Annotated in this window: 20 protein-coding genes, 1 tRNA gene and 3 pseudogenes; 8 read left to right on the top strand and 16 right to left on the bottom strand. The window is 38.0% G+C overall.

Annotated elements, in window-relative coordinates:
• Positions 1-48 precede the first annotated feature (48 nt).
• Positions 49-168, top strand: a pseudogene (locus OS139_RS11650) (DUF3788 family protein); the annotation flags it as partial.
• A gap of 203 nt (positions 169-371) precedes the next feature.
• Here the strand turns inward: OS139_RS11650 and OS139_RS11645 are convergent.
• Together OS139_RS11645 and OS139_RS11640 are read right to left on the bottom strand one after the other, a co-directional pair.
• Positions 372-835: pseudogene (locus OS139_RS11645) on the bottom strand (hydantoinase/oxoprolinase N-terminal domain-containing protein); the annotation flags it as partial.
• A gap of 56 nt (positions 836-891) precedes the next feature.
• Positions 892-1,572, bottom strand: a complete 681-nt coding sequence (locus OS139_RS11640; protein WP_119657922.1) for an IS6 family transposase — start codon at positions 1,570-1,572, stop codon at positions 892-894.
• 333 nt (positions 1,573-1,905) lie between these two features.
• Between OS139_RS11640 and ypfJ the strand changes: the two genes are divergently transcribed.
• The 3 genes and pseudogenes from ypfJ (at position 1,906) to OS139_RS11625 (ending at position 4,624) form a co-directional block, all read left to right on the top strand.
• Positions 1,906-2,799 (top strand): KPN_02809 family neutral zinc metallopeptidase, encoded by an 894-nt coding sequence (ypfJ, locus tag OS139_RS11635; protein ID WP_002316719.1) that lies wholly within the window; start codon positions 1,906-1,908, stop codon positions 2,797-2,799.
• Positions 2,800-3,141: 342 nt separating this feature from the next.
• A tRNA-Leu gene (locus tag OS139_RS11630) sits at positions 3,142-3,223 on the top strand.
• 115 nt (positions 3,224-3,338) lie between these two features.
• Positions 3,339-4,624: pseudogene (locus OS139_RS11625) on the top strand (cytochrome P450).
• 71 nt (positions 4,625-4,695) lie between these two features.
• Here the strand turns inward: OS139_RS11625 and OS139_RS11620 are convergent.
• Positions 4,696-6,321, bottom strand: coding sequence for a peptide ABC transporter substrate-binding protein (locus OS139_RS11620; RefSeq protein WP_325066937.1), 1,626 nt, complete (start codon positions 6,319-6,321; stop codon positions 4,696-4,698).
• Positions 6,322-6,812: 491 nt separating this feature from the next.
• Here OS139_RS11620 and OS139_RS11615 point away from each other — a divergent pair, with 491 nt between their 5' ends.
• Positions 6,813-7,262 (top strand): DIP1984 family protein, encoded by a 450-nt coding sequence (locus tag OS139_RS11615; RefSeq protein WP_002331389.1) that lies wholly within the window; start codon positions 6,813-6,815, stop codon positions 7,260-7,262.
• Between the two features lie 371 nt (positions 7,263-7,633).
• Here OS139_RS11615 and OS139_RS11610 read toward each other — a convergent pair whose 3' ends face one another.
• The 4 genes from OS139_RS11610 to OS139_RS11595 all read right to left on the bottom strand — a co-directional run bounded on the left by OS139_RS11610 (position 7,634) and on the right by OS139_RS11595 (position 10,572).
• Entirely contained in the window at positions 7,634-8,158 is a 525-nt protein-coding gene (locus OS139_RS11610) for an HAD hydrolase-like protein (RefSeq protein WP_002316725.1), read from the bottom strand.
• An 18-nt stretch (positions 8,159-8,176) separates the two neighbouring features.
• Entirely contained in the window at positions 8,177-9,520 is a 1,344-nt protein-coding gene (locus OS139_RS11605) for a PFL family protein (protein ID WP_002332322.1), read from the bottom strand.
• A 14-nt stretch (positions 9,521-9,534) separates the two neighbouring features.
• Positions 9,535-9,801, bottom strand: a complete 267-nt coding sequence (locus OS139_RS11600) for an ACT domain-containing protein (RefSeq protein ID WP_002290085.1) — start codon at positions 9,799-9,801, stop codon at positions 9,535-9,537.
• A gap of 102 nt (positions 9,802-9,903) precedes the next feature.
• On the bottom strand, positions 9,904-10,572 hold the full coding sequence (locus tag OS139_RS11595; protein ID WP_002316727.1) for a 2,3-bisphosphoglycerate-dependent phosphoglycerate mutase: 669 nt from the start codon (positions 10,570-10,572) through the stop codon (positions 9,904-9,906).
• 75 nt (positions 10,573-10,647) lie between these two features.
• On the opposite strand from OS139_RS11595, the gene OS139_RS11590 reads away from it, so the two are divergent.
• Positions 10,648-11,765, top strand: a protein-coding gene (locus OS139_RS11590; protein ID WP_104807972.1) for an IS3 family transposase whose coding sequence is annotated in 2 segments (ribosomal slippage) — positions 10,648-10,876 and positions 10,876-11,765 — 1,119 coding nt in all. Because the reading frame shifts where the segments join, the coding sequence is not laid out codon by codon here.
• A 149-nt stretch (positions 11,766-11,914) separates the two neighbouring features.
• Here OS139_RS11590 and OS139_RS11585 read toward each other — a convergent pair.
• The 8 genes from OS139_RS11585 to OS139_RS11550 all read right to left on the bottom strand — a co-directional run bounded on the left by OS139_RS11585 (position 11,915) and on the right by OS139_RS11550 (position 17,094).
• The gene (locus OS139_RS11585) at positions 11,915-12,478 is read right to left on the bottom strand and encodes a S8 family serine peptidase (RefSeq protein WP_002316729.1); all 564 of its coding nucleotides are present in this window, start codon (positions 12,476-12,478) and stop codon (positions 11,915-11,917) included.
• 259 nt (positions 12,479-12,737) lie between these two features.
• Entirely contained in the window at positions 12,738-13,286 is a 549-nt protein-coding gene (locus tag OS139_RS11580) for a hypothetical protein (RefSeq protein ID WP_002292681.1), read from the bottom strand.
• Complete coding sequence (locus tag OS139_RS11575; protein ID WP_002292680.1) at positions 13,287-14,144, bottom strand: ParA family protein; 858 nt, start codon at positions 14,142-14,144, stop codon at positions 13,287-13,289.
• A 285-nt stretch (positions 14,145-14,429) separates the two neighbouring features.
• Positions 14,430-14,717, bottom strand: coding sequence for a type II toxin-antitoxin system RelE/ParE family toxin (locus OS139_RS11570; RefSeq protein WP_002300557.1), 288 nt, complete (start codon positions 14,715-14,717; stop codon positions 14,430-14,432).
• Positions 14,707-15,036, bottom strand: a complete 330-nt coding sequence (locus OS139_RS11565; protein ID WP_002292678.1) for an AbrB/MazE/SpoVT family DNA-binding domain-containing protein — start codon at positions 15,034-15,036, stop codon at positions 14,707-14,709. The genes OS139_RS11570 and OS139_RS11565 overlap by 11 nt, the downstream gene beginning before the upstream one ends.
• Before the next feature lie 76 nt (positions 15,037-15,112).
• A complete protein-coding gene (locus OS139_RS11560; RefSeq protein ID WP_025477383.1) occupies positions 15,113-15,385 on the bottom strand; it encodes a Txe/YoeB family addiction module toxin in 273 nt (90 codons plus the stop codon).
• Between the two features lie 66 nt (positions 15,386-15,451).
• A protein-coding gene (locus OS139_RS11555; protein ID WP_325066935.1) for an IS6 family transposase occupies positions 15,452-16,131 on the bottom strand; the annotation gives its coding sequence in 2 pieces (ribosomal slippage) (positions 15,452-15,606 and positions 15,606-16,131; 681 coding nt in all).
• Between the two features lie 420 nt (positions 16,132-16,551).
• Entirely contained in the window at positions 16,552-17,094 is a 543-nt protein-coding gene (locus OS139_RS11550) for a prolyl-tRNA synthetase associated domain-containing protein (RefSeq protein WP_025477385.1), read from the bottom strand.
• A gap of 121 nt (positions 17,095-17,215) precedes the next feature.
• On the opposite strand from OS139_RS11550, the gene OS139_RS11545 reads away from it, so the two are divergent.
• Positions 17,216-18,082 (top strand): LysR family transcriptional regulator, encoded by an 867-nt coding sequence (locus tag OS139_RS11545; RefSeq protein ID WP_203434839.1) that lies wholly within the window; start codon positions 17,216-17,218, stop codon positions 18,080-18,082.
• Between the two features lie 339 nt (positions 18,083-18,421).
• A complete protein-coding gene (locus tag OS139_RS11540) occupies positions 18,422-18,550 on the top strand; it encodes a hypothetical protein (RefSeq protein ID WP_002316733.1) in 129 nt (42 codons plus the stop codon).
• A gap of 553 nt (positions 18,551-19,103) precedes the next feature.
• Here OS139_RS11540 and OS139_RS11535 read toward each other — a convergent pair.
• Complete coding sequence (locus tag OS139_RS11535) at positions 19,104-19,247, bottom strand: hypothetical protein (RefSeq protein WP_002329838.1); 144 nt, start codon at positions 19,245-19,247, stop codon at positions 19,104-19,106.
• Positions 19,248-19,478 lie beyond the last annotated feature (231 nt).

The following is a 19,478-nucleotide window of genomic DNA, read 5'->3' as shown; positions in this document are numbered from 1 at the left end:
GAAATTCCCGAAAAGCCTGACTTTTGGACACCGTTTATTTGAGAGAAGCTGGGACAGAAGTGTTTAACTCCGAGAAATAAGAAGAAATGAACGAAAATTGCTTTTCAAATTTTTGTGAATTTCGGCTTATTTCCGAAGGAGTTGCTTCTGCTCTCGCCGTTTATTCGAGCGTCTGTAGAAAGACTGATTTTTAGATTTGTCTCGACCTCATTTTTTTATGAATGTATCCGACTTCTAATAAACATGATGAATAAAATCAGCCAACCAATGAAGGTCAACCCGATGATGAAATAAAAGAAGAGCGGCAAGTCATAATATAAGGTGATCTCATTGATACCATTATGCTGTTTGACGATTGGCGTACCGATGTCTGTCAATCCATATAATTTAGTAATATCAGATGCCATCGTTGTTGGAATGGCTTTACAAGAAGCAGCTTCATAAACAACACGTTCTGGCTCACCATTATCTACCCCAAAGGCCATCGAAGACACTAGTACCTCCGCTTTTTCTTTTTCTAAATTAGAGATCGTTTCAGCCACTCGATCCACATTCAAATGTTTTACTGGTAAAAAAGCATTGACGATTTCGATTTTTTTCTTGTTCCCTAGATCAATATCGTTCAATCGTGTTTGTCTTTTGGCTAAAAATCCTTCAAGACCGCCTTTCGACATGCCGATTACTCCAAAACTTTAGCTACATCTCCTTCAATCAATGCATTCGTTGCTTGCGTTGTCGAGTGAGCCACGAAAACCACATCATCTGGACTGATTTGATTCTCTTGTAAACAGTTTTGAAAAGACTGCACCACTCCTGCTGCCACCCCATTCAAATGATGGTTCTGTTGCGAAGTTTGAAAATCAAACGCGCCCTCTCTGAACTCCAAATATCTTAGGCTGTTATTCCCATTAATACCTTGATTTCAGTAGACACCGAAAAGCCGAAGAGCGTTCCATTTCTTCGGTTCTTTTTATATATTCCCCGAATGGTCTCCATGCCCTTAATCGTGGAAGAGGCTGTACGGAGACTTTGATAAAATTTATTTCGTCGTTTAATAGGTCGATGGTCTTGTTCTATTAAATTGTTAAGATACTTCACAGTTCGGTGCTCTGTCTTAGTATATAAACCCACACTCTGTAACTTTCTAAAGGCGGAGCCAAGAGAAGGTGCTTCATCGGTCACAATTGCTTTCGGCTCAGCAACCTGTTTATGGAGTCGTTTTAAGAGAGCATAGGCTGCTTGCGTATCCCGTTTCTTTCGTAACCAGATATCTAAGGTTAAGCCGTCCGCATCAATTGCACGATAAAGATAATGCCAACGTCCCTTAATTTTGATATAGGTTTCGTCCATTTTCCATGAATAGAAGGATTGTCTATTTTTCTTCTTCCAAAGATAATAGAGGACTTTGCTGTACTCTTGTACCCAACGATAAATCGTAGTATGACAAACATTTATTCCACGATCATATAACAATTCCTGAACTTCACGATAGCTTAGATTGTAACGCAGGTAGTAACCAACAGCGACAATAATGACGTCTTTTTTGAATTGTTTGCCTTTAAAATGATTCATTACTCTGTCCTCTCTGTCTTTTTTCTCAATTTTACACTAAAATAGATTTCTTGGAAAACTTTGCAACAGAACCAAAATTTGCATGCGTCGGTCTTCGATCAAAGAATAATTGTTTTTCATTTGCTCACCCTCTACCTTTATTCTAGTGATACCTTAACAAATATGAAGACCAATTGTTAGATTAAAAAATGATTAAAAGGTGTGCACACCCTTTCCCTTGATAGTAATATCGGTCGTTTGTTCCGCAAAATCGCTTCAAGCAAGCCAAACTTTTCTCATCTTCCTCGTTTTCTCTTATAATAAATGTAAACAGTCAAATGAGGAGGAAACAAAATGAAATGGCGTGGGGGTAGACAAAGTTCCAATGTGGAAGACCGCTCTGGTCGTTCCGCAGGTTCAGGAGGAAAAATAATGGCCGGCGGTGGTATCGGTACGATTGTTATCGCAGTCCTCTTTTTTCTATTCAGTGGAGGTGATTTAAACTCCGTCACAGATATTTTGGGAGGCGGACAAGCCGCTAATTATCAAACAGAAAATGTGGCTTCAGACGAGTATACAGAGGAAAAAGAATTCTCCGCTGTCGTCTTCGGCCATTTGGAAGATTATTGGAATGGTGTTTTTGAAGCAGAACAGACTACGTATCAAGATCCTAAACTGGTTTTATTTACAGGAAGTGTTCAATCGGCTTGTGGGAATGCAACTTCTCAAGTTGGTCCCTTTTATTGCCCTGCCGATCAAAATGTTTATCTGGATCTCAGCTTTGCAACAGAACTTTCTCAAAAGTATGGGGCCAGCGGAGATTTTGCTATGGCCTATGTCATTGCTCATGAAGTTGGTCATCACGTACAAAACGAACTTGGTATTACACAGCAACTCGATAAGATCCGCCAACAGGTTTCTGAAAAAGAATACAATCAATATAGTGTTCGTTTGGAACTACAAGCGGATTATTTAGCCGGTACATTTGCCAAGTATCTACAAGGAAAAACTTATAACGGCCAACCGATTTTAGAAGCTGGTGATATCGAAGAGGCTATCACAGCTGCTAATGCCATCGGTGATGATACGTTACAAAAGGAATACCAAGGATATGTCGTACCAGATAGTTTTACTCATGGGACTTCAAAACAACGAGTTGAATGGTTCAACCGGGGGTTCAAATATGGTGATTTGGAGCATGGAGACACCTTCAATGAAAAAAACCTTGATTTGGTCTACGGATCATAACAAAAACGTTCCTTTTTAGTCACTCTTTTTTCACATTTGGGCGGTATAGTTTATTCATACCAACAAACCCTAACTTTTTCATTTTACTCCTTGCCTGCCAGTCCCCGCTGGCAGGCCCTTTTTTTTCATGGTGCTATTTTAGTTTTTTTTAACCTTTGGCCTGTTTTTTTCTTTAAAACGCTAAGGGTTAATCACAATTTTTTCATATTTTCCGGTTACTATATAAATAACCCAACAAACAACCCAACTTTTTCATTTTTTACTCCTTGTCTGTCAGTCCCCGCTGACAGACTTATTTTTTTTCTTGCCAAAATTCTCAAAATGCGCTAAGGTTATTTATGCGCGGAAGTGGCGGAATGGCAGACGCGCACGCTTCAGGCGCGTGTGAGTATATCTCGTGTGGGTTCAACTCCCATCTTCCGCATTTTGAGCAGATCATCTTGGATGATCTGCTCTTTTTTATGTGTTTCTTTTGTCTAAATAAAGAAAAAAGCTTAAGCTAGAAGTATATCAATAGGAAAAAGATAGGAGGAAATCCAATGAAAGAAGTACCAACAGCGAAAATCAAATTAACTGAGGTCAAAGAACTCTTTGATGCTGGTTATGAAATCTTAGGAGAATTACGGTCTGAGGTGAATGCCCCAGTCGTTAGAGCAAAATTTCTGAATTAAGAAGTGATTGCCATTTATGGAAAAGAAGCAGCAAAAATTTTTTATGATCCACGAAACTTTAAACGTGAAGGAGCAATGCCTAAACTCGTCCGTTCAACCTTGTTAGGTGAAGAGGGGGTTCAAATTTTAGACGGGGAACAACATCACCATCGGAAAAACTACTTTATGGACTTGATGACACCTGAGAGAATGACCGATTACCATGATTTGTTGGAACGAAACCTTTCTCATGAACTGGATAAACAATCCGGTACCTTTGAGCTTTTTTCACTCACAAAAAATGTTCTATTCAAAACGATTTGTGAATGGTCAGGAATCAATCTAGCACCACTGTCTCAATTAGAGATCAGTGAGTTAGCTGATTTTATCAAGTTGCTATGTTCAGCGGGACTGTCACCTCCCCTGTCGCCCATTTAAGAGGCGTCGAATATCGTAAAAAATCTGAGAAATGGGCTCAAGGATTGATTGAAGAAGCTCATCAACATCCTGTTGCTGGCAAAGAATCATTAGCACTTTATACTTTCGCTACTGCCACTGATCTTGAAGGTAATTTACTGCCGATCGAAGTTGCAGCCGTCGATCTGTTAAATATCATCCGCCCTACGGTTGCTTTAACCGTTTGGATCGCTTTGATGGGACATGCCCTTTTTAGTACAACGACCATCTACCAAGCACTTAAACAAAACTTTTCGGAGTTACAGGATTCATTTATTCAAGAATTACGCCGCTTTTATCCTTTCTTTCCAATGATGCCCGCCATTAGCTTGCAAGATGTTGTCGTCGATGGTTATCTGATCCCTAAGGACAGCTGGGTCGTCCAAGATATTTATGGTACGAATCATGATCCGAGAACCTTTGATCAGCCAGATGACTTCAAAGTGGATCGCTTTGTCGGACGTACACAAGCCATTTCCTATGAGGAAGAATATGAAATGATCGCACAAGGAGGCGGTGATTTCCGCAAAATGCACCGCTGTGCTGGTGAATGGATCACCTTGCATACGTTGCGCGTGTTCAGTGATTTACTGGTCAACCACTATCAGTTTGAAGTTCCTGAACAAGATTGGAAGATTCCAATGAATCACTTTCCAACCTATCCAGAAAGTAAAGTTCTCTTATTTAAAGAAGCTGCAATGACCACAGAAAATGAGTAACTACTGATCGTTGTTATTAAGTGCAGCTCACAAAAACGCAGCCCAAGCAAGCTTAGGGCTGCGTTTTTTGCTTACTTCTCTACAGATGCCGTACGGAAATAAAAATAGGCACCGTATGCGGGAAATTGGATATCTTTGATCGTTGACCTGATCAAATAATTTGATGCACTCTGATATAGAGGAACTTGAGCTGCATCTTCTGCTAACAGAATTGATTCTGCTGATTTGTAATCTTCAAATACTTTATCTGGATCATTGGCATCCACGGTACGTGCGTTTTCTGTCAATGCCGTATAGTCCTCGTTGACATATCCACCGTAATTGTAAGAAGAACCTTTTTTATATAAATTGAAATAAGAGTCCAAGTCACTGCTGCCAGCAATCCAACCAGAAATCGACAACTCATATTGACCATCTGCTCGTGATTGATTCAAATTCGTTCGTGGTTGTTTATTGATTGTAATCGTCAAACCAGGCAAATGATCTTGAAGCTGATTTTGCAGATATTCACCGATTTTTTGTCCGTGATCATCATCTGTTACCAATAAAGTCAGTTCAATTTTGTCACCGATAGCTGATTGTGCTTGACTCCATTCTGCTTGTTCTTTGTTACTATCGTATTCATTGTAGTCCCCGCTATAAGTGCGAAAATCTTCATTGGTATTCGGATTGGCATAAAGCCCACTGGGAATAAGGCCATTCAATACGCTTGCTCCATCGTTCAACACATCATTCACGAGACTCTCTTTGTCAATCGCCAAAGCGATGGCTTTACGAAGGTGGACATTTGACAATGGTTTATTTGCCTGTTTATTAAAATCTAAAAAATAGTTGGCAATATCCTTTTGAGTGACTAAGGAGTCATTATTTTGGTACTGTTGCACATAGAGTTCGCTGATTTTTTGCAGATCCAACTCTCCGCTTTCAAACAACTGGATTCCAGTATTCTCCTCTTTGATCGTGGAACCTTTGATTTTATCCAACTTAACTACCGCTTGATCGTAATACTCAGGATTTTTGGCAAGCGTCCATTCTGCACCGGTCTGTTGCCAGTCTTTCAGAATGAAAGGTCCCGTATAGAGCAAGTCTTCACTTGTTTTCCCATATGCCGTCCCTTTTTCTTCAACATAAGACTGTCTTTGAGGCGCTAACCAGCCAATCGACACCACCGATAAAAAAGAAGGTTGCGGCTGTTCCAAATGGACGACAAAGGTCTTTTCATCCGGTGTTTCTAAGCCAATCGTCGCAATGTCTGCTTTCCCTTCGCGAATATCTTGACTGTTGACGACATTGTCTAAAAGATACGCATTAGGCCCCATGGTTTTAGGATCGACCAGTTTCTTCCAAGCATAAGCAAAATCTGCTGCTTGCACTTGCTGCCCATCACTCCATTTGGCTTCTTCCTTTAGTTTAAAGGTATATGTCTTGCCATCTTCACTGATGACTGCTTCCTCCGCCAAACCGGGAACTGGCTGACTCTTTTCATCAAAACGATACGACCCTTCAAAAAGATGCTGGATAACGGTAAACGTAACTTTATCCGTTGTTTGCGTCGTATCTAATGTTGTCAACTCTGCCGGTAAGCTGACTGAAATCTCTTGAACTTCTGGATCTGTCTCCTTTGCGGACGATCCAGTCGTGCTACATCCTGCTAACAAAAAACTTAAAATTCCTACAACAACCAAACCCTTTTTCATTTACTCTCCTCTTTCCTTTTCACTTGCGAGTTGCAAGCTTGATCAAATAAAAAAATCCTCGTCCCTTTGCTGATCATCATTGATCAACAAAGGGACGAAGACTTCGTGTTACCACCCTTTTTCGTGTCATTTTTACAAATAACACCTCATCAGTACGTATGCATACTCGGCAGGATAACGGCTGCGTTCCGTCTAACCAGCGTAAACCAGTTAAAAGACTCTGAGCTCATCTTCACTTAGCGTTCTGTCCCCTTTCTCACCAACCCGGGTTCTCTTTAAACAGTCATCAAAGCTACTCTTCTCATCGATGTCCTATATTCTACTGAATTGATAAAAGTACACTATTCCTCGTTTTTCAAGTCAAACAGTTTTTAGAATTTTCAATCTTTTCAATAATGGCTTCGAGACTTTTTGGAGGGCAAATACTTGCCAGCTTAGTGTTTTTTTTTCTAAGATAAAGAAAAGAAACCTTGCTCGAAAGGATGAAATCAATGAAACTTGCTGAAGCATTATTACTACGAAGAGATCTTGAATCCAAACTCACTCTGTTACGAGAAGAGATTGCCAGTAGTGCCGTGATCCAAGAAGGCGATACGTTAGACCGCAGCATCGACGACTTACTGCTGGATTATGAAACAACAAACCAAGAATTTGCCCAGTTGGTCATTGCAATCAATCAGCGAAATGCGGTCGCCAAAATCGGTGAACAAGAAACGATTGCTGCTGCATTAGAGAAACGGGAAGCTTTAAGGCGTTCGCATGCGATGCTAACGGCAACATTGGAAGCAGCCAAGGTTGCTCCACGGATGGGACGTAATGAGATTCGTATGATCCGAACGATCGATACCAAGCAAATCACCGACCGTTTGAATCAAACCGCAAAAGCCTTACGTGAATTAGACGGGCAGATTCAACAAACAAATTGGCTTGTTGATTTATAAAACAGCTGGGTGGGAGTCAAAAGCGAGCACAAAGCAGGTACAGGCTTATATGTACACCAATGGGGTCTGGCAGGGACCAGTTTAATGACTGCTGTTCAGTTACAAGCGTACAACTTATATTTTTCAATTAACGACCACGTGCTGGTTTGACAAGGTGGGTGCCTCTGTTTATCTTTTGTTACTCAAAAGGTAAACAGAGGTTTTTTTTCAACAAGACCTCTTTCAAAAGCAAAAGACCCCCTGATCCGTTTCTAACATAGGAAACCAGATCAAGGAATCTTTGATCGTTTAGCTATATAGGTTGAATTAAATACTTTACATCCGCACGCACAGTCGGTCAATCACCTCAAGGGGACGCTCGTTTACATCGGCTAAGAAACCGCGGACCGACTGTTTGATTTTCTGGACGTGGTCAAAAAAACATTGTTGATGACCGATTCCTTGAGCCACTTCCAAACGCCTTCCATTAGGTTCAACTGAGGGCTGTAGGGAGGGAGGAAGATGAGTGCCAGGCGCCTAGCGTTTTCTTCAAAAAATTCTAACATTCCTTCTTTTACTAACAATTTGCGAGTCGAAGCGATCGTACGATGAGTCAAGATATAATGTTTAGATCCTTGTTGTTTCAATTGCGTCAATGTGTCATACACATGATCAAATGTGACAGGTTGGCGTGTATCAAGCGTTTCGTATTGATGGAAATCATCTGAGAATTCTCGAAAGTCCAAATGATATTTTTCAGTCAATGCTTTTGAAGATTTTTCTTTCAATAATCGATAAACAGCTTTTGGATCAGCAACTACTTGCCGATCTTCTAAAGCTTTCATCATGCTGTCAAGCATGATCGGATACGTATCGAACAACGTCCCGTCAAAATCCCATATATATGAATCAAACATTATTTTCTCACTATCTTCCTAATTTTTAAATGAATGGATTGGTGCCGGGATCCGCCCGCCTCGTTGGATAAAGTCCGTCGATTTCGCCGAATTCGTCCGCATGACTGGAGCAGTCCCCAGCAAACCGCCGAATTCGACAGAATCGCCGACTTTTTTATCTTTAGCGGGGATGATCCGCACCGCCGTTGTTTTATGATTGATGACACCGATCGCAGCTTCATCAGCGATCATCGCCGCAATCGTCTCCGCTGGTGTATCTCCTGGGATCGCGATCATGTCCAGACCCACTGAACAAATGGCGGTCATCGCTTCTAATTTCTCCAGATTCAGATAGCCTTCTTCTACGGCTTTGATCATACCTGCATCTTCAGAAACCGGAATGAATGCGCCTGATAAGCCTCCCACATGGTTGCAGGCCATCACGCCGCCTTTTTTCACAGCATCGTTCAATAAAGCCAGTGCGGCCGTTGTACCGTGTGTGCCGACAGATTCCAAGCCCATTTCTTCCAAGATCAACGCGACACTATCACCAACTGCCGGAGTAGGAGCTAATGACAGATCCACAATACCAAAGGGTACGTGCAATCGCTCAGAAGCGATTTGACCGACTAATTGTCCCATCCGCGTGATTTTAAATGCCGTCTTCTTAACTGTTTCAGCAACCACATCGAAAGATTCGCCTTTGACCTTTTCCAGAGCGCGTTTTACTACGCCCGGTCCGCTGACACCGACATTGATCTCGCAATCTGCTTCACCGACCCCGTGGAATGCTCCCGCCATGAAAGGATTGTCTTCCACCGCATTCGCAAAGACTACCAACTTCGCACAGCCCATATCTGAAGCTTCGGCGGTTTGTTTGATGGTTTCACCCATCAATTTGACAGCGTCCATATTGATCCCTGCCCGTGTCGAACCAATATTGACAGAAGAACAGACAAATTCTGTTTCTGCCAAGGCTTCCGGAATCGATTGGATCAAGGACAGGTCCGCTCCTTGATAGCCTTTTTCAACTAATGCGCTATACCCGCCGATAAAATTGATCCCCACCACTTTTGCGGCTTTGTCCAAAACTCGCGCAAAAGCAACACAGTCTTGCCCGCCGCTTGCGGAAGCAACGATTGCGATCGGCGTTACCGAGATCCGCTTGTTGATGATGGGGATCCCAAATTCACTGGCGATCTCGTCACCGACTTTTACAAGATTTTTCGCTTTGCTGGTGATTTTATTATAGATATTTTGACAAGTCTTTTCTGTGCTGGCATCGATACAGTCCAACAATGAAATACCCATTGTGATCGTCCGGATATCAAGATTTTCTTCTTCTACCATCCGGATCGTTTCAAGAATTTGTTTTGTTTCCATCATTTCCCTCCGAATTATAGTTTATGCATCGCATTGAAGATCTCTTCATTTTGAATGCTGATTTTGACGCCCAACGTGTTTTCAACTTGACTCAATGCTTGCTTGATCGCTTCTAAATCAGCCTCTGGTTGCATTTGCAACATCATCATCATGGTAAAATAATCTTCCATGATCGTTTGAGATACATCTAGAATATTGATATTCAATTCTGCCAACTTCTGGCTGACACCGGCAATGATCCCAACCTTGTCCTTCCCGACCACCGTTAAAATAGCTTTCATTATTCTTATTCCTCCAATTTTTTCAATAGTATACCATAATTTATGATAGTTTTATGAAAAATTCTGAAACAAAGGGCTATTTCCTTCAGCCAATATTCGTCTTTAGAGGATCGATTTATTGACGATCTGCAAGTTCTTATCAAAGCGGTAGTGGATCGGCTGCGCATTGGGAATATCAATGGTATCCATTTGGTCTTCCGGTACATCCTCCAAATATTTCACCAGTGCCCGCAGACTGTTGCCATGTCCGGTAATCAAAACATTCTTACCCGAACCCAACAGCGGCGCGATCTCGTCTTGCCATAATGGCGCGACCCGCTGGACCGTCATTTGCAGATTTTCTCCATGAGGAATGTCTTGATCTGCCAATTGTGCGTAACGGCGATCAAAATGGTTTTCTTCTACTAATGGAGGCATTTCATAATAATCTCGACGCCAGCGTTTGACTTGATCTGCCCCGAATTCTCGTGCCATTTCATCCTTATTTTTCCCTACTAAAGCGCCATAATGCCGCTCGTTCAGACGCCAGGTTTTAAATGTCGGTATCCGTAACTGATCGCTTTCTTCTAAGATAATCTGGCAAGTCAATGATGCCCGCTTCAATACTGACGTAAATGCAGCGTCAAACTCGATCTGCGCGTTTTTGATTTTTTCCCCTGCCTTACGAGCCTGTTCCTGTCCTTTTTCTGTCAGAGAAACATCCAGCCATCCCGTCCAATAATTTTCAAAATTTGCTTCACTTTCCCCGTGCCGCATCAGTACTACATCCATATGGTGTTAGGATGATTTAGTGGACACATTTTGGGAGAGGACTATAATAACCTCGAACGAAAGGAAGTTCGCTAAATGAAAAAGTACAGTCAAGAAAGAAAAGACATGATCCTTCAACTCGTCGCAACTGGTAAGCCGGTTGCCGAAATTTCCCGTGAATATGGCATTGCAGAACAAACGATTTACAAATGGAAGAAAAGCAACACGCCCGTTACTGGCAGTTCGCTGACTCCCGCTCAGATTAAACAGATGGAAAAAGAAATGACGCGTCTGCGACAGGAGAACGAAATCTTAAAAAAAGCAATGGCTATATTCACGAAGTAAACTTATACAGTAAAATCCTCTTCATTGAAAACGAGAGCAACGAGTATCCGACGCGCATGCTTTTGCGAGTAATGGAAGTAGCTCCAAGCACGTATTATAAGGAACTCAAACACACACCAAGTCAGCGTGAACTTGAAAATGAACGCATCGATAAAGCCATCTTATCGATTTACACAGACAGCAAGAAACGTTATGGTGCCTGGAAAATTCATCATCAGCTGATAGAGCAAGGCTTTGATTTGTCGATCAAACGGGTGCGTCTCCTTGGCATCCATTCGATCACCGTAAAAAAATATCATCCAACCAAGGCTTCTAAAGAGCGCGTTGAAGAACGGACAAATCTCTTAAACCAAGATTTCTCCACAACCAGCATCAATCAAAAATGGGCCGCTGATATCACATATATCTCGACTGCAAAAGACGGCTGGACCTACCTGGCTTCTGTGATCGATCTTTATTCGAAAAAGATCATCGGCTACACTTACGCCAAGCAGATGACCACTGAAATCGTGATGAATGCGCTAGAATCAGCAATCCAAAATCAACAACCGACAGACGGACTGATCATCCAAACCGATCTTGGTTCGCAGTATACTAGCTCCGATTTTGAGGAAGCAATGCGCACGAACAAGATAACGCACTCTTATAGTCGCAAAGGTACGCCTTACGACAATTCCTGTATCGAATCGTTTCACGCGGCATTAAAGAAAGAAGAAGTCTATCAAACGACCTATCATTCTTATGAAGAAGCCAAACTCGAACTGTTTCAATATATTGAAGGATGGTACAACCGCAAGCGAATTCATGGAGCAATTGGCTATCTGACACCACAACAGGCAGAAGACCAAGCTCGGCAGCACGCGCAATAGCTACTCACATTTTTTGAACGAATCCACGAGAATCTCTTTTCATGGTTTCAGAGAATGGTCAAACGGTTTTAGTTTGACGATTGTCTGAAATCATGAAACAACTCGAGAGTGGATTGGTTGCAAAAAAACTCTCAAAAAATGAGTCCACTTTATTGACACAGATCCAAACCCTTGGTTTCTTCCCAAGCGGATGGCATGCTAATCTCTCTTAAATTAGCTTGTTTACTCCAATTAGGATCGTTAAGAATAATTGATCGATTTCCTAAAGAATCAGTTGTATTTGGCTCCTCAACATCATTCAACGGCTCTAGTTCAACCACATAGTTTGGCTCTGCATAATTGACCATATCAGAAGCATTAAATGTTCTTACTGCCTCTTCCACACTAATTTCTTCGTTCAATTTCACTAATAATACTTGATCTCGCTTATTATAATCGCTTTCATTTGTCCTAAGAGTCAAATCTTTTTCCACCATAACTTTTACACCCAATAAATTTTGCGGTTTATTTTTCTCTGTTGAAATTCTTTGTGTAGCCTTTAAACTGACAATTAGCTCATTGGGTACATACTCTATTTGAGAGTCATCTAATTGGCTCATAATCCTTTCTTTTTGGTTAGTATCTGCAGTTACTTGTTTAGTATGAGCCATGAACCCAAACATACTCACCCCAACAACCAATCCTAAATATATTTTCTTTTTAAACTTTTTCATCTACATCTCCTCCTAATAGTTTTATTTTAGAGTTAGCTCTATTACTTATTTACTAACTCAACAACAGATTATCATACACTTGTTAATGAAATCACAATATCTCATTAAAACACACCCTAAAATCATAACCGTTCCTATGCTCATTTTTTGGATTTTTTAATCACGTAACCAGAAAAATAAATCCCCTCTATTTCACGCAAATCAAAGAAGAACTAAGTAACTACCGTTTAAAGGTAGTTACTTAGTTCTTCTTTGATTATTATCTAACTTTATTATTCATTCCCCACCCTTTGCGCAGTGAGTCTTCGGTATCTTGTTTTATCTGACTGGTAGTTCTTATTATTTCTCCACGATCATCTAATTCTGGAACAATTGGATATTTTTCTCTGAACAAGTCTAGTTCTTTCACCACGTCATTAAACAAATCTTGCTTATCTTCTTGCGTAAGATTCTGTTTAATATACTCATCTAAAGCTTTTCTAAGCAATTCATCTCTTGTCATATTAGTCTCATACTTTTCTACTAAAACTCTGGAAGTCGCATTTAACAAAGTCGACAGTTTTAAAGGATGCTTGGTGGAATAAACCTTATCAAACTTTCTGATTGGTGCGCCAACTTTTTTTGTTCTTCCTCTACTCTGTCTTTCAACATTGGAGGAAGTTTTTATTTCTTGAACTTGGTGCACTTCTAATTGCTTATTTTCAGATGGTGTAATTGCTTGCTGCTTTTTCTTTGCTTCTGCTTCTTTTTTTATTTTGGCGAGTCCTTTGTTGTTCCCAAAAATATCAAGTCCTTTGATGTCAGCCAATTACTCCACCTCCGCATACCAATTCTCGTGTTCTTCCAATTCTTTCAAAATACTGATAAATAATTCGTGGCTTTTGCGATCCCATTGTTTTAAGAGACCTTTCTTTGTCTTCTCCATCGTAATACCTGATCCGTCGTATCGTTTTAAGCGCGCATTTTTGAGTACAACATTTTTAATCAAATGTTCCCCATAAATCTCTTGGGCTTGTTTATACATTTCCTGATCTACTGCGTCACCGCTTTCCAACATGAAAGGAATAACACCAGCAACATATAAATTTGTATCAAATTCTTTCACAAAAAAGTCCATATACTCAAGATATTGCATCGCATTTCTCATCGATTTTACTTGGGTCTGTAAGACGACGATTGCCCAGTCCGCAATGTACATCGCGGATTTACTATATACAGAAATAGAAGGTGGGACATCTAAATAGATGACGTCAAACTCATCAAATAATGGTTCTAGCTTTTCTTTCATATATTTGAATTGGGATAATGAATCATTATATTGGTCTTTGATCCAATCATCATACATTTCAAAGGACATGTCTGCTGGAAGTATATAGAGGTTATTGATTACTTTATAGACAGCCTCTTTAGGTGGAAGATTGTTTATCAACACGTCAGTCACAGTATTTTCGTAAACAATCGGTTCACCTTCTCCGCCTCCTTCTTCGTTAGTGAAGTTCATATGCGTTAAGTTCATCACATCAGAAGTATTTCCTTGCATATCCAAGTCAATTATCAAGGTTCTTTTTCCTTCATTAACTGCTGATTCAAACCCTAACATTTGCGCGCACGTACTTTTACCTACGCCACCTTTAAAATTACCGATTACATATTTCTTCGCTACCACGTTCCTACCTCTTTTCTTTTAGCAATATTCATTTGATACTATTATAACATATTTATTTTTAGTTACTACCAAAAAAAAAATATATATGTACTACCTTATAATTAATAAGGAAAAGGTAGTACATAAATAAGGAAAAGCTGAAATATATTGATTTATAGCTTTCCTCAAAGTAATGACGTTATTTAATTTATCGAGAAGCAGAGAATACTCGCGACTTTAGTCATGTAGACGAATCAGATCTTCGATAAAAAAGAAGCCGTCCTTCTTAAGAACGACAACAAATCACTAGATTAATTTTTTCAACTGTTCATAAAAGTTTTCATGCGTTCCACATAACAATACTGGAATAACCTTGTTTTCTATAATCTCGTAAGCTACTCTATATGTTGTGCCCGCATATTTGAACCCACTAGACCAAATACCTGATAAATCCCCAGTTTTTTGTTCACCCTTATATGGATCAATCGCAATTTCATCATAAATTAAATTCAAAAATTTTTCTTTCAATGGCTTCTCTTTTAGCTTTTTTAAATACTTAATGACATGTTTTGAAGGAACGATTTCATAAGCCAATTTCTGTTGCCAACTCCTCTTTAGTCATTACTTTAGAATTAGTAAGTGTATCTTCAGCAATATCTCTAAAGGAAGAATGCATTTTGTTTTTTCTATTCTTAAATTCTACAAGAATCTCATCTTTATCGTAGCCTTCTGCAATTATATCAGACAAAATATCTTCGCTAAAATCATAAAATTCTTTTTGTGGTTCAACAAATTCATAAAGAATACCATTCTCTACCAACTTTGCTTCAACTTCGACTCCATTAGGAACATTAAAATCTTTAGGTACTGTCAACATGATTGAATTGCCTTGTTTTCTTGTTTTTGTAATCATTTAAATCCCTCATTTCTAACAGTATGTAATTACTTAGTAAATACATTATACCACGAGATAATGTATTTACAAGTAATTACTGTGACTCGTAATGCGTCCTTGCTGAATAAATTTCAACCACGTGTTCATCTTCATCTACCTTATAAACAACCCGGTGTTGTCTATTCAATCTTCTAGAATACCTACCTTCATGTGTAGGTTTTAACTTCTCAAATGATTGGGTAGGGAGATAGGGATCTTCCTTTAAAGTCTGAATAACCTTCTCAAATTGAGGTTTCAAATTAGACTGTTTGATTTCCTTTAAATCAGCTTTAGCCGAGTTTTTAATCATCACAGAATAGTTATTCATTATAAGTTATCCGGTTCTGTTGCGAAGTTTGAAAATCAAACGCGCACTCTCTGAACTCCAAATATCTTAGGCTGTTATTCCCATTAATACCTTGATTTCAGTAGACACCGAAAAGCCGAAGAGCGTTCCATTTCTTCGGTTCTTTTTATATATTCCCCGAATGGTCTCCATGCCCTTAATCGTGGAAGAGGCTGTACGGAGACTTTGATAAAATTTATTCGTCGTTTAATAGGTCGATGGTCTTGTTCTATTAAATTGTTAAGATACTTCACAGTTCGGTGCTCTGTCTTAGTATATAAACCCACACTCTGTAACTTTCTAAAGGTGGAGCCAAGAGAAGGTGCTTTATCGGTCACAATTGCTTTCGGCTCACCAAACTGTTTATGGAGTCGTTTTAAGAAAGCATAGGCTGCTTGCGTATCCCGTTTCTTTCGTAACCAGATATCTAAGGTTAAGCCGTCCGCATCAATTGCACGATAAAGATAATGCCAACGTCCCTTAATTTTGATATAGGTTTCGTCCATTTTCCATGAATAGAAGGATTGTCTATTTTTCTTCTTCCAAAGATAATAGAGGACTTTGCTGTACTCTTGTACCCAACGATAAATCGTAGTATGACAAACATTTATTCCACGATCATATAACAATTCCTGAACTTCACGATAGCTTAGATTGTAACGCAGGTAGTAACCAACAGCGACAATAATGACGTCTTTTTTGAATTGTTTGTCTTTAAAATGATTCATTACTCTGTCCTCTCTGTCTTTTTTCTCAATTTTACACTAAAATAGATTTTTTGGAAAACTTTGCAACAGAACCCTTTTATTGAAAGTAAGAAGAACAGGCTTTTTTATTAGAGGCGTTCAAAATTGTTTGAGCGGTTAGCTTTTATTTTTTAGAAATAATTTCAAAAGTATTTTTGTTGTGTAAAGAAAGTTGTGCCAACCACTTTATTTTTAATGTTTCAGGATATTTATGGAAATTTAGCTTATTTGCACCAATCACAATGGCTCCGAATGAAACCAGTATTATCTCATAGCCAAGATTTTGAATATCGGTTAAAACATCATCCATTTTATCGAAAGATTAGATATTATTTTTACCAATTGTATTTGTTAAAGTTGTATTTCCAACTTTAATTACAATCTTGTCTCTATGAATGTTCATCAGGATATTTTTACAATTTCCATTTGATGTTTTGTATAGGGTAATAACTTTGCTATCATTTCATTTGTTGAAATCTTCAAATATCCAGTAGTAGTCCCATCACTACAACCATACCACCTGTCATCCGTTACATCTTTATCAAATATGATTTTAATTTTATTCTTTGTATCAATTAGTGTGCTAAAAACTGTAGCTGCTCCAATTTTGGTTTGTAGCATACTTGTCATATCTTCTTTGGAAGCAAAAGACACTCTTGAGATTCCTAAAGCTTTACTAAAATCTTTAGATTTAAATGGTTTGTCGCCACTCGTAATAAATAAATAGTAATTTGTTTTTTGTCTATTACACAAAAAGAGTGTTTTTACCATATGCATATCTAATTTCAAATTCACCTGTTCGCAATCTTCCATAGTTATCACTTCGTCTGTTTCTACACGTTCATACGATATGTCTAAACTTTCTAAAGCAGCGTAAACTTTTTCTTGTAAAAGTGTCTCATATTTTTGAGGTTTATTGGTTTTTATTTCACTAACATTAATCAATCTGAATCCTTCTTTCACTTAATATTTACTACAAAGAAACTTTATCATGTATAATTACATCACAAAAGAGAATATATCAGATCTTTAGTATGATAAAACCAGATATTAATGAGGTGTAAGCATGGATATGAATATTCAAAAGTATATTGCTTTTCTAAAAACAGTTGAATTGAAAAGTTTTACTAAAGCAGCTGAAGCTTTAAATTATTCTCAATCAGGAATAAGTAGGATGATAAATGATTTGGAGGATGAATGGGGTGTGACATTACTTGAACGGAACCGAACAGGTCTACGTCTAACTTTTGACGGAATTAACATTTATCCATATGTAAAAAATTTATTTGACGAATATGAATCTATGCAGAGAAAGCTAGAAGAACTGAACGGCATTAAATTTGGCGTAATTAGAATTGGGACCTTTTCAAGTGTGGCTACGCATTGGCTACCTCAACTTATCTTAAATTTCCAAAATAAATATCCAAATATAAAATTTGAATTATTACTTGGAGATTATGATGAAATCGAACATTGGATTCTTACTGGTAGGGTAGATTTTGGATTTCTAAGATTGCCCACACTGCCAAAATTAAGTACGCAATTTATACATCAAGATGATTTCAAAGTTATAGTACCGAAGAACCACTTTTTAGAAAAGAAAGATTCTGTTTCACTCAATGATCTCTCTGGGTTACCTTTTATTCTCTTAGATAAAAATGGAAACTCCAATATCACTACATTATTTGAAACGATGGACTTTTCACCTGATATTAATTTCACTACTTGGGATGATTATGCAATTATGGCCATGGTTGAAAAAGGATTAGGTGTTAGTATACTTCCGGAATTAATTTTACAACGTGTACAATATGATCTAACAATTTTAGATTTAGATGTTCCATTATATAGAAAAATAGGGATTGCATACAAAGAAGAAAAAAATTTATCTTTAGCTAGTAAAAAATTTCTAGATCTTTTATTTTTTGAATAATTCATCAAAAGTCTTAGCTCAAAATATATTTACAATCATAAAATCAAATCGTTTTCAGACTATTTTGATAAAATACGAGATAGAGCCTAATATCATTACCTGACCACTACCGATCATAATAATTACTTATAACAAGATTGAGTTTATCCGAAACTATTCCAAAAGAAATTTATATACTAATCACACTTCACTAAAATTATTTCACCAATACAAATATTTTCCTATAAGCAAGTCTAAAAAAACTGCTATAAGACAAAAAAATAGCGATTTACGATTTTTTTACCACAATCAGTATCGAGTTTAATATAATAGTATTATCAAAAAGGGAGTGTGATCAACATGCAAAATATAAAAAAAATACTATTAGTAGAAATGAAACAAGTTGAAAGAAACGAAGCTGTTAACTGTGTTGCAGGAGCTATCAGCGAAGGACTAGCTAGTATTGATTTTGAAGCTGCTAGGGTCTAATGATATGTCTACTAAAAACAAATCCAAAGGACTTATAGTATCAACTATTATTTTTTCATGCTTTATTCTATTAGGTATCCATAATTTCAGCACAAACCTTTCAATCCCAAAATTATTATTAAACAGTTTAGGGATCTTCTTGTTTATCCTTTTACTCTTTCTTTCGATAAGAGAATTATTCAAACGGTAAAAACTATACTGTTTGTTGCAACAATTTTATTTATCTAATAAAAAAAGATAGTCTTCAAAGAAAAAGCTATTCTTAACATATGGCATTTTCATATTTTTAATTACCTATGACGTTCTATGGGAGATTTATTCTCATTATGATACAAAATAAAGTTATATAATTTGAAGAACACTTAAATAGCCTTAGTATTGCACACAAAAGCCGACTACTTCAATTTATGATGTAGTCGGTCTTTTTTAAATATTATTTGTACTAGATACTCACTATCAGTAGCTTCTTGTAAAACAGATTTTAGGATTACAATTTAAAATTCATTTACTTCCTTTTTAGGCATTTTTACTAAGAAGAACAGTGGGCTTTTGCCTACTGCTCTTCCTCTTTATCCAATCCCGCAATCTTTCGCTGTTTCCGATTAGATTCTTCAGCTACCCACTGTAAAACAGTCATAAACTCTTTTCGAGTAGCCTTTTCTTCAAATTCTCCATAGCTGCGATTATATTTTTTCATTATTTCCTCAGCTTCTTCTCTTTCAATCAAGTAACTTTACATCCAATTCGTTTTAAGTATAAGTGTCTCGCAATATAAGGTCGATATCTGTCACAGCAAGAACTATTATTGTAATCTGGTTGATATAGAATTTTATTACTATAGAAAAAATTAAATAATATAATTTAATCTAAAAAAGCTATTGCATACTACAACATATTTGTTGAAATGATAGAATAAAAGAATAATTTT

The organism is Enterococcus sp. E4-223, from assembly GCF_035727065.1.
GTDB lineage: Bacteria > Bacillota > Bacilli > Lactobacillales > Enterococcaceae > Enterococcus_B > Enterococcus_B faecium.
The sequence above is the reverse complement of the archived record's forward strand: the minus strand, read 5'-3'. Positions and strand labels throughout refer to the sequence as shown.

Excerpts from the sequence above, each read along its gene's own strand:
- OS139_RS11640 (WP_119657922.1), bottom strand. The coding sequence starts at position 1,572 with ATGAATCATTTTAAAGGCAAACAATTCAAAAAAGACGTCATTATTGTC.
- ypfJ (WP_002316719.1), top strand. The coding sequence starts at position 1,906 with ATGAAATGGCGTGGGGGTAGACAAAGTTCCAATGTGGAAGACCGCTCT.
- OS139_RS11620 (WP_325066937.1), bottom strand. The coding sequence starts at position 6,321 with ATGAAAAAGGGTTTGGTTGTTGTAGGAATTTTAAGTTTTTTGTTAGCA.
- OS139_RS11615 (WP_002331389.1), top strand. The coding sequence starts at position 6,813 with ATGAAACTTGCTGAAGCATTATTACTACGAAGAGATCTTGAATCCAAA.
- OS139_RS11610 (WP_002316725.1), bottom strand. The coding sequence starts at position 8,158 with ATGTTTGATTCATATATATGGGATTTTGACGGGACGTTGTTCGATACG.
- OS139_RS11605 (WP_002332322.1), bottom strand. The coding sequence starts at position 9,520 with ATGGAAACAAAACAAATTCTTGAAACGATCCGGATGGTAGAAGAAGAA.
- OS139_RS11600 (WP_002290085.1), bottom strand. The coding sequence starts at position 9,801 with ATGAAAGCTATTTTAACGGTGGTCGGGAAGGACAAGGTTGGGATCATT.
- OS139_RS11595 (WP_002316727.1), bottom strand. The coding sequence starts at position 10,572 with ATGGATGTAGTACTGATGCGGCACGGGGAAAGTGAAGCAAATTTTGAA.
- OS139_RS11585 (WP_002316729.1), bottom strand. The coding sequence starts at position 12,478 with ATGAAAAAGTTTAAAAAGAAAATATATTTAGGATTGGTTGTTGGGGTG.
- OS139_RS11565 (WP_002292678.1), bottom strand. The coding sequence starts at position 15,036 with ATGATTACAAAAACAAGAAAACAAGGCAATTCAATCATGTTGACAGTA.
- OS139_RS11560 (WP_025477383.1), bottom strand. The coding sequence starts at position 15,385 with ATGAATAACTATTCTGTGATGATTAAAAACTCGGCTAAAGCTGATTTA.
- OS139_RS11545 (WP_203434839.1), top strand. The coding sequence starts at position 17,216 with ATGGATATGAATATTCAAAAGTATATTGCTTTTCTAAAAACAGTTGAA.
- OS139_RS11540 (WP_002316733.1), top strand. The coding sequence starts at position 18,422 with ATGCAAAATATAAAAAAAATACTATTAGTAGAAATGAAACAAGTTGAA.
- OS139_RS11535 (WP_002329838.1), bottom strand. The coding sequence starts at position 19,247 with ATGAAAAAATATAATCGCAGCTATGGAGAATTTGAAGAAAAGGCTACT.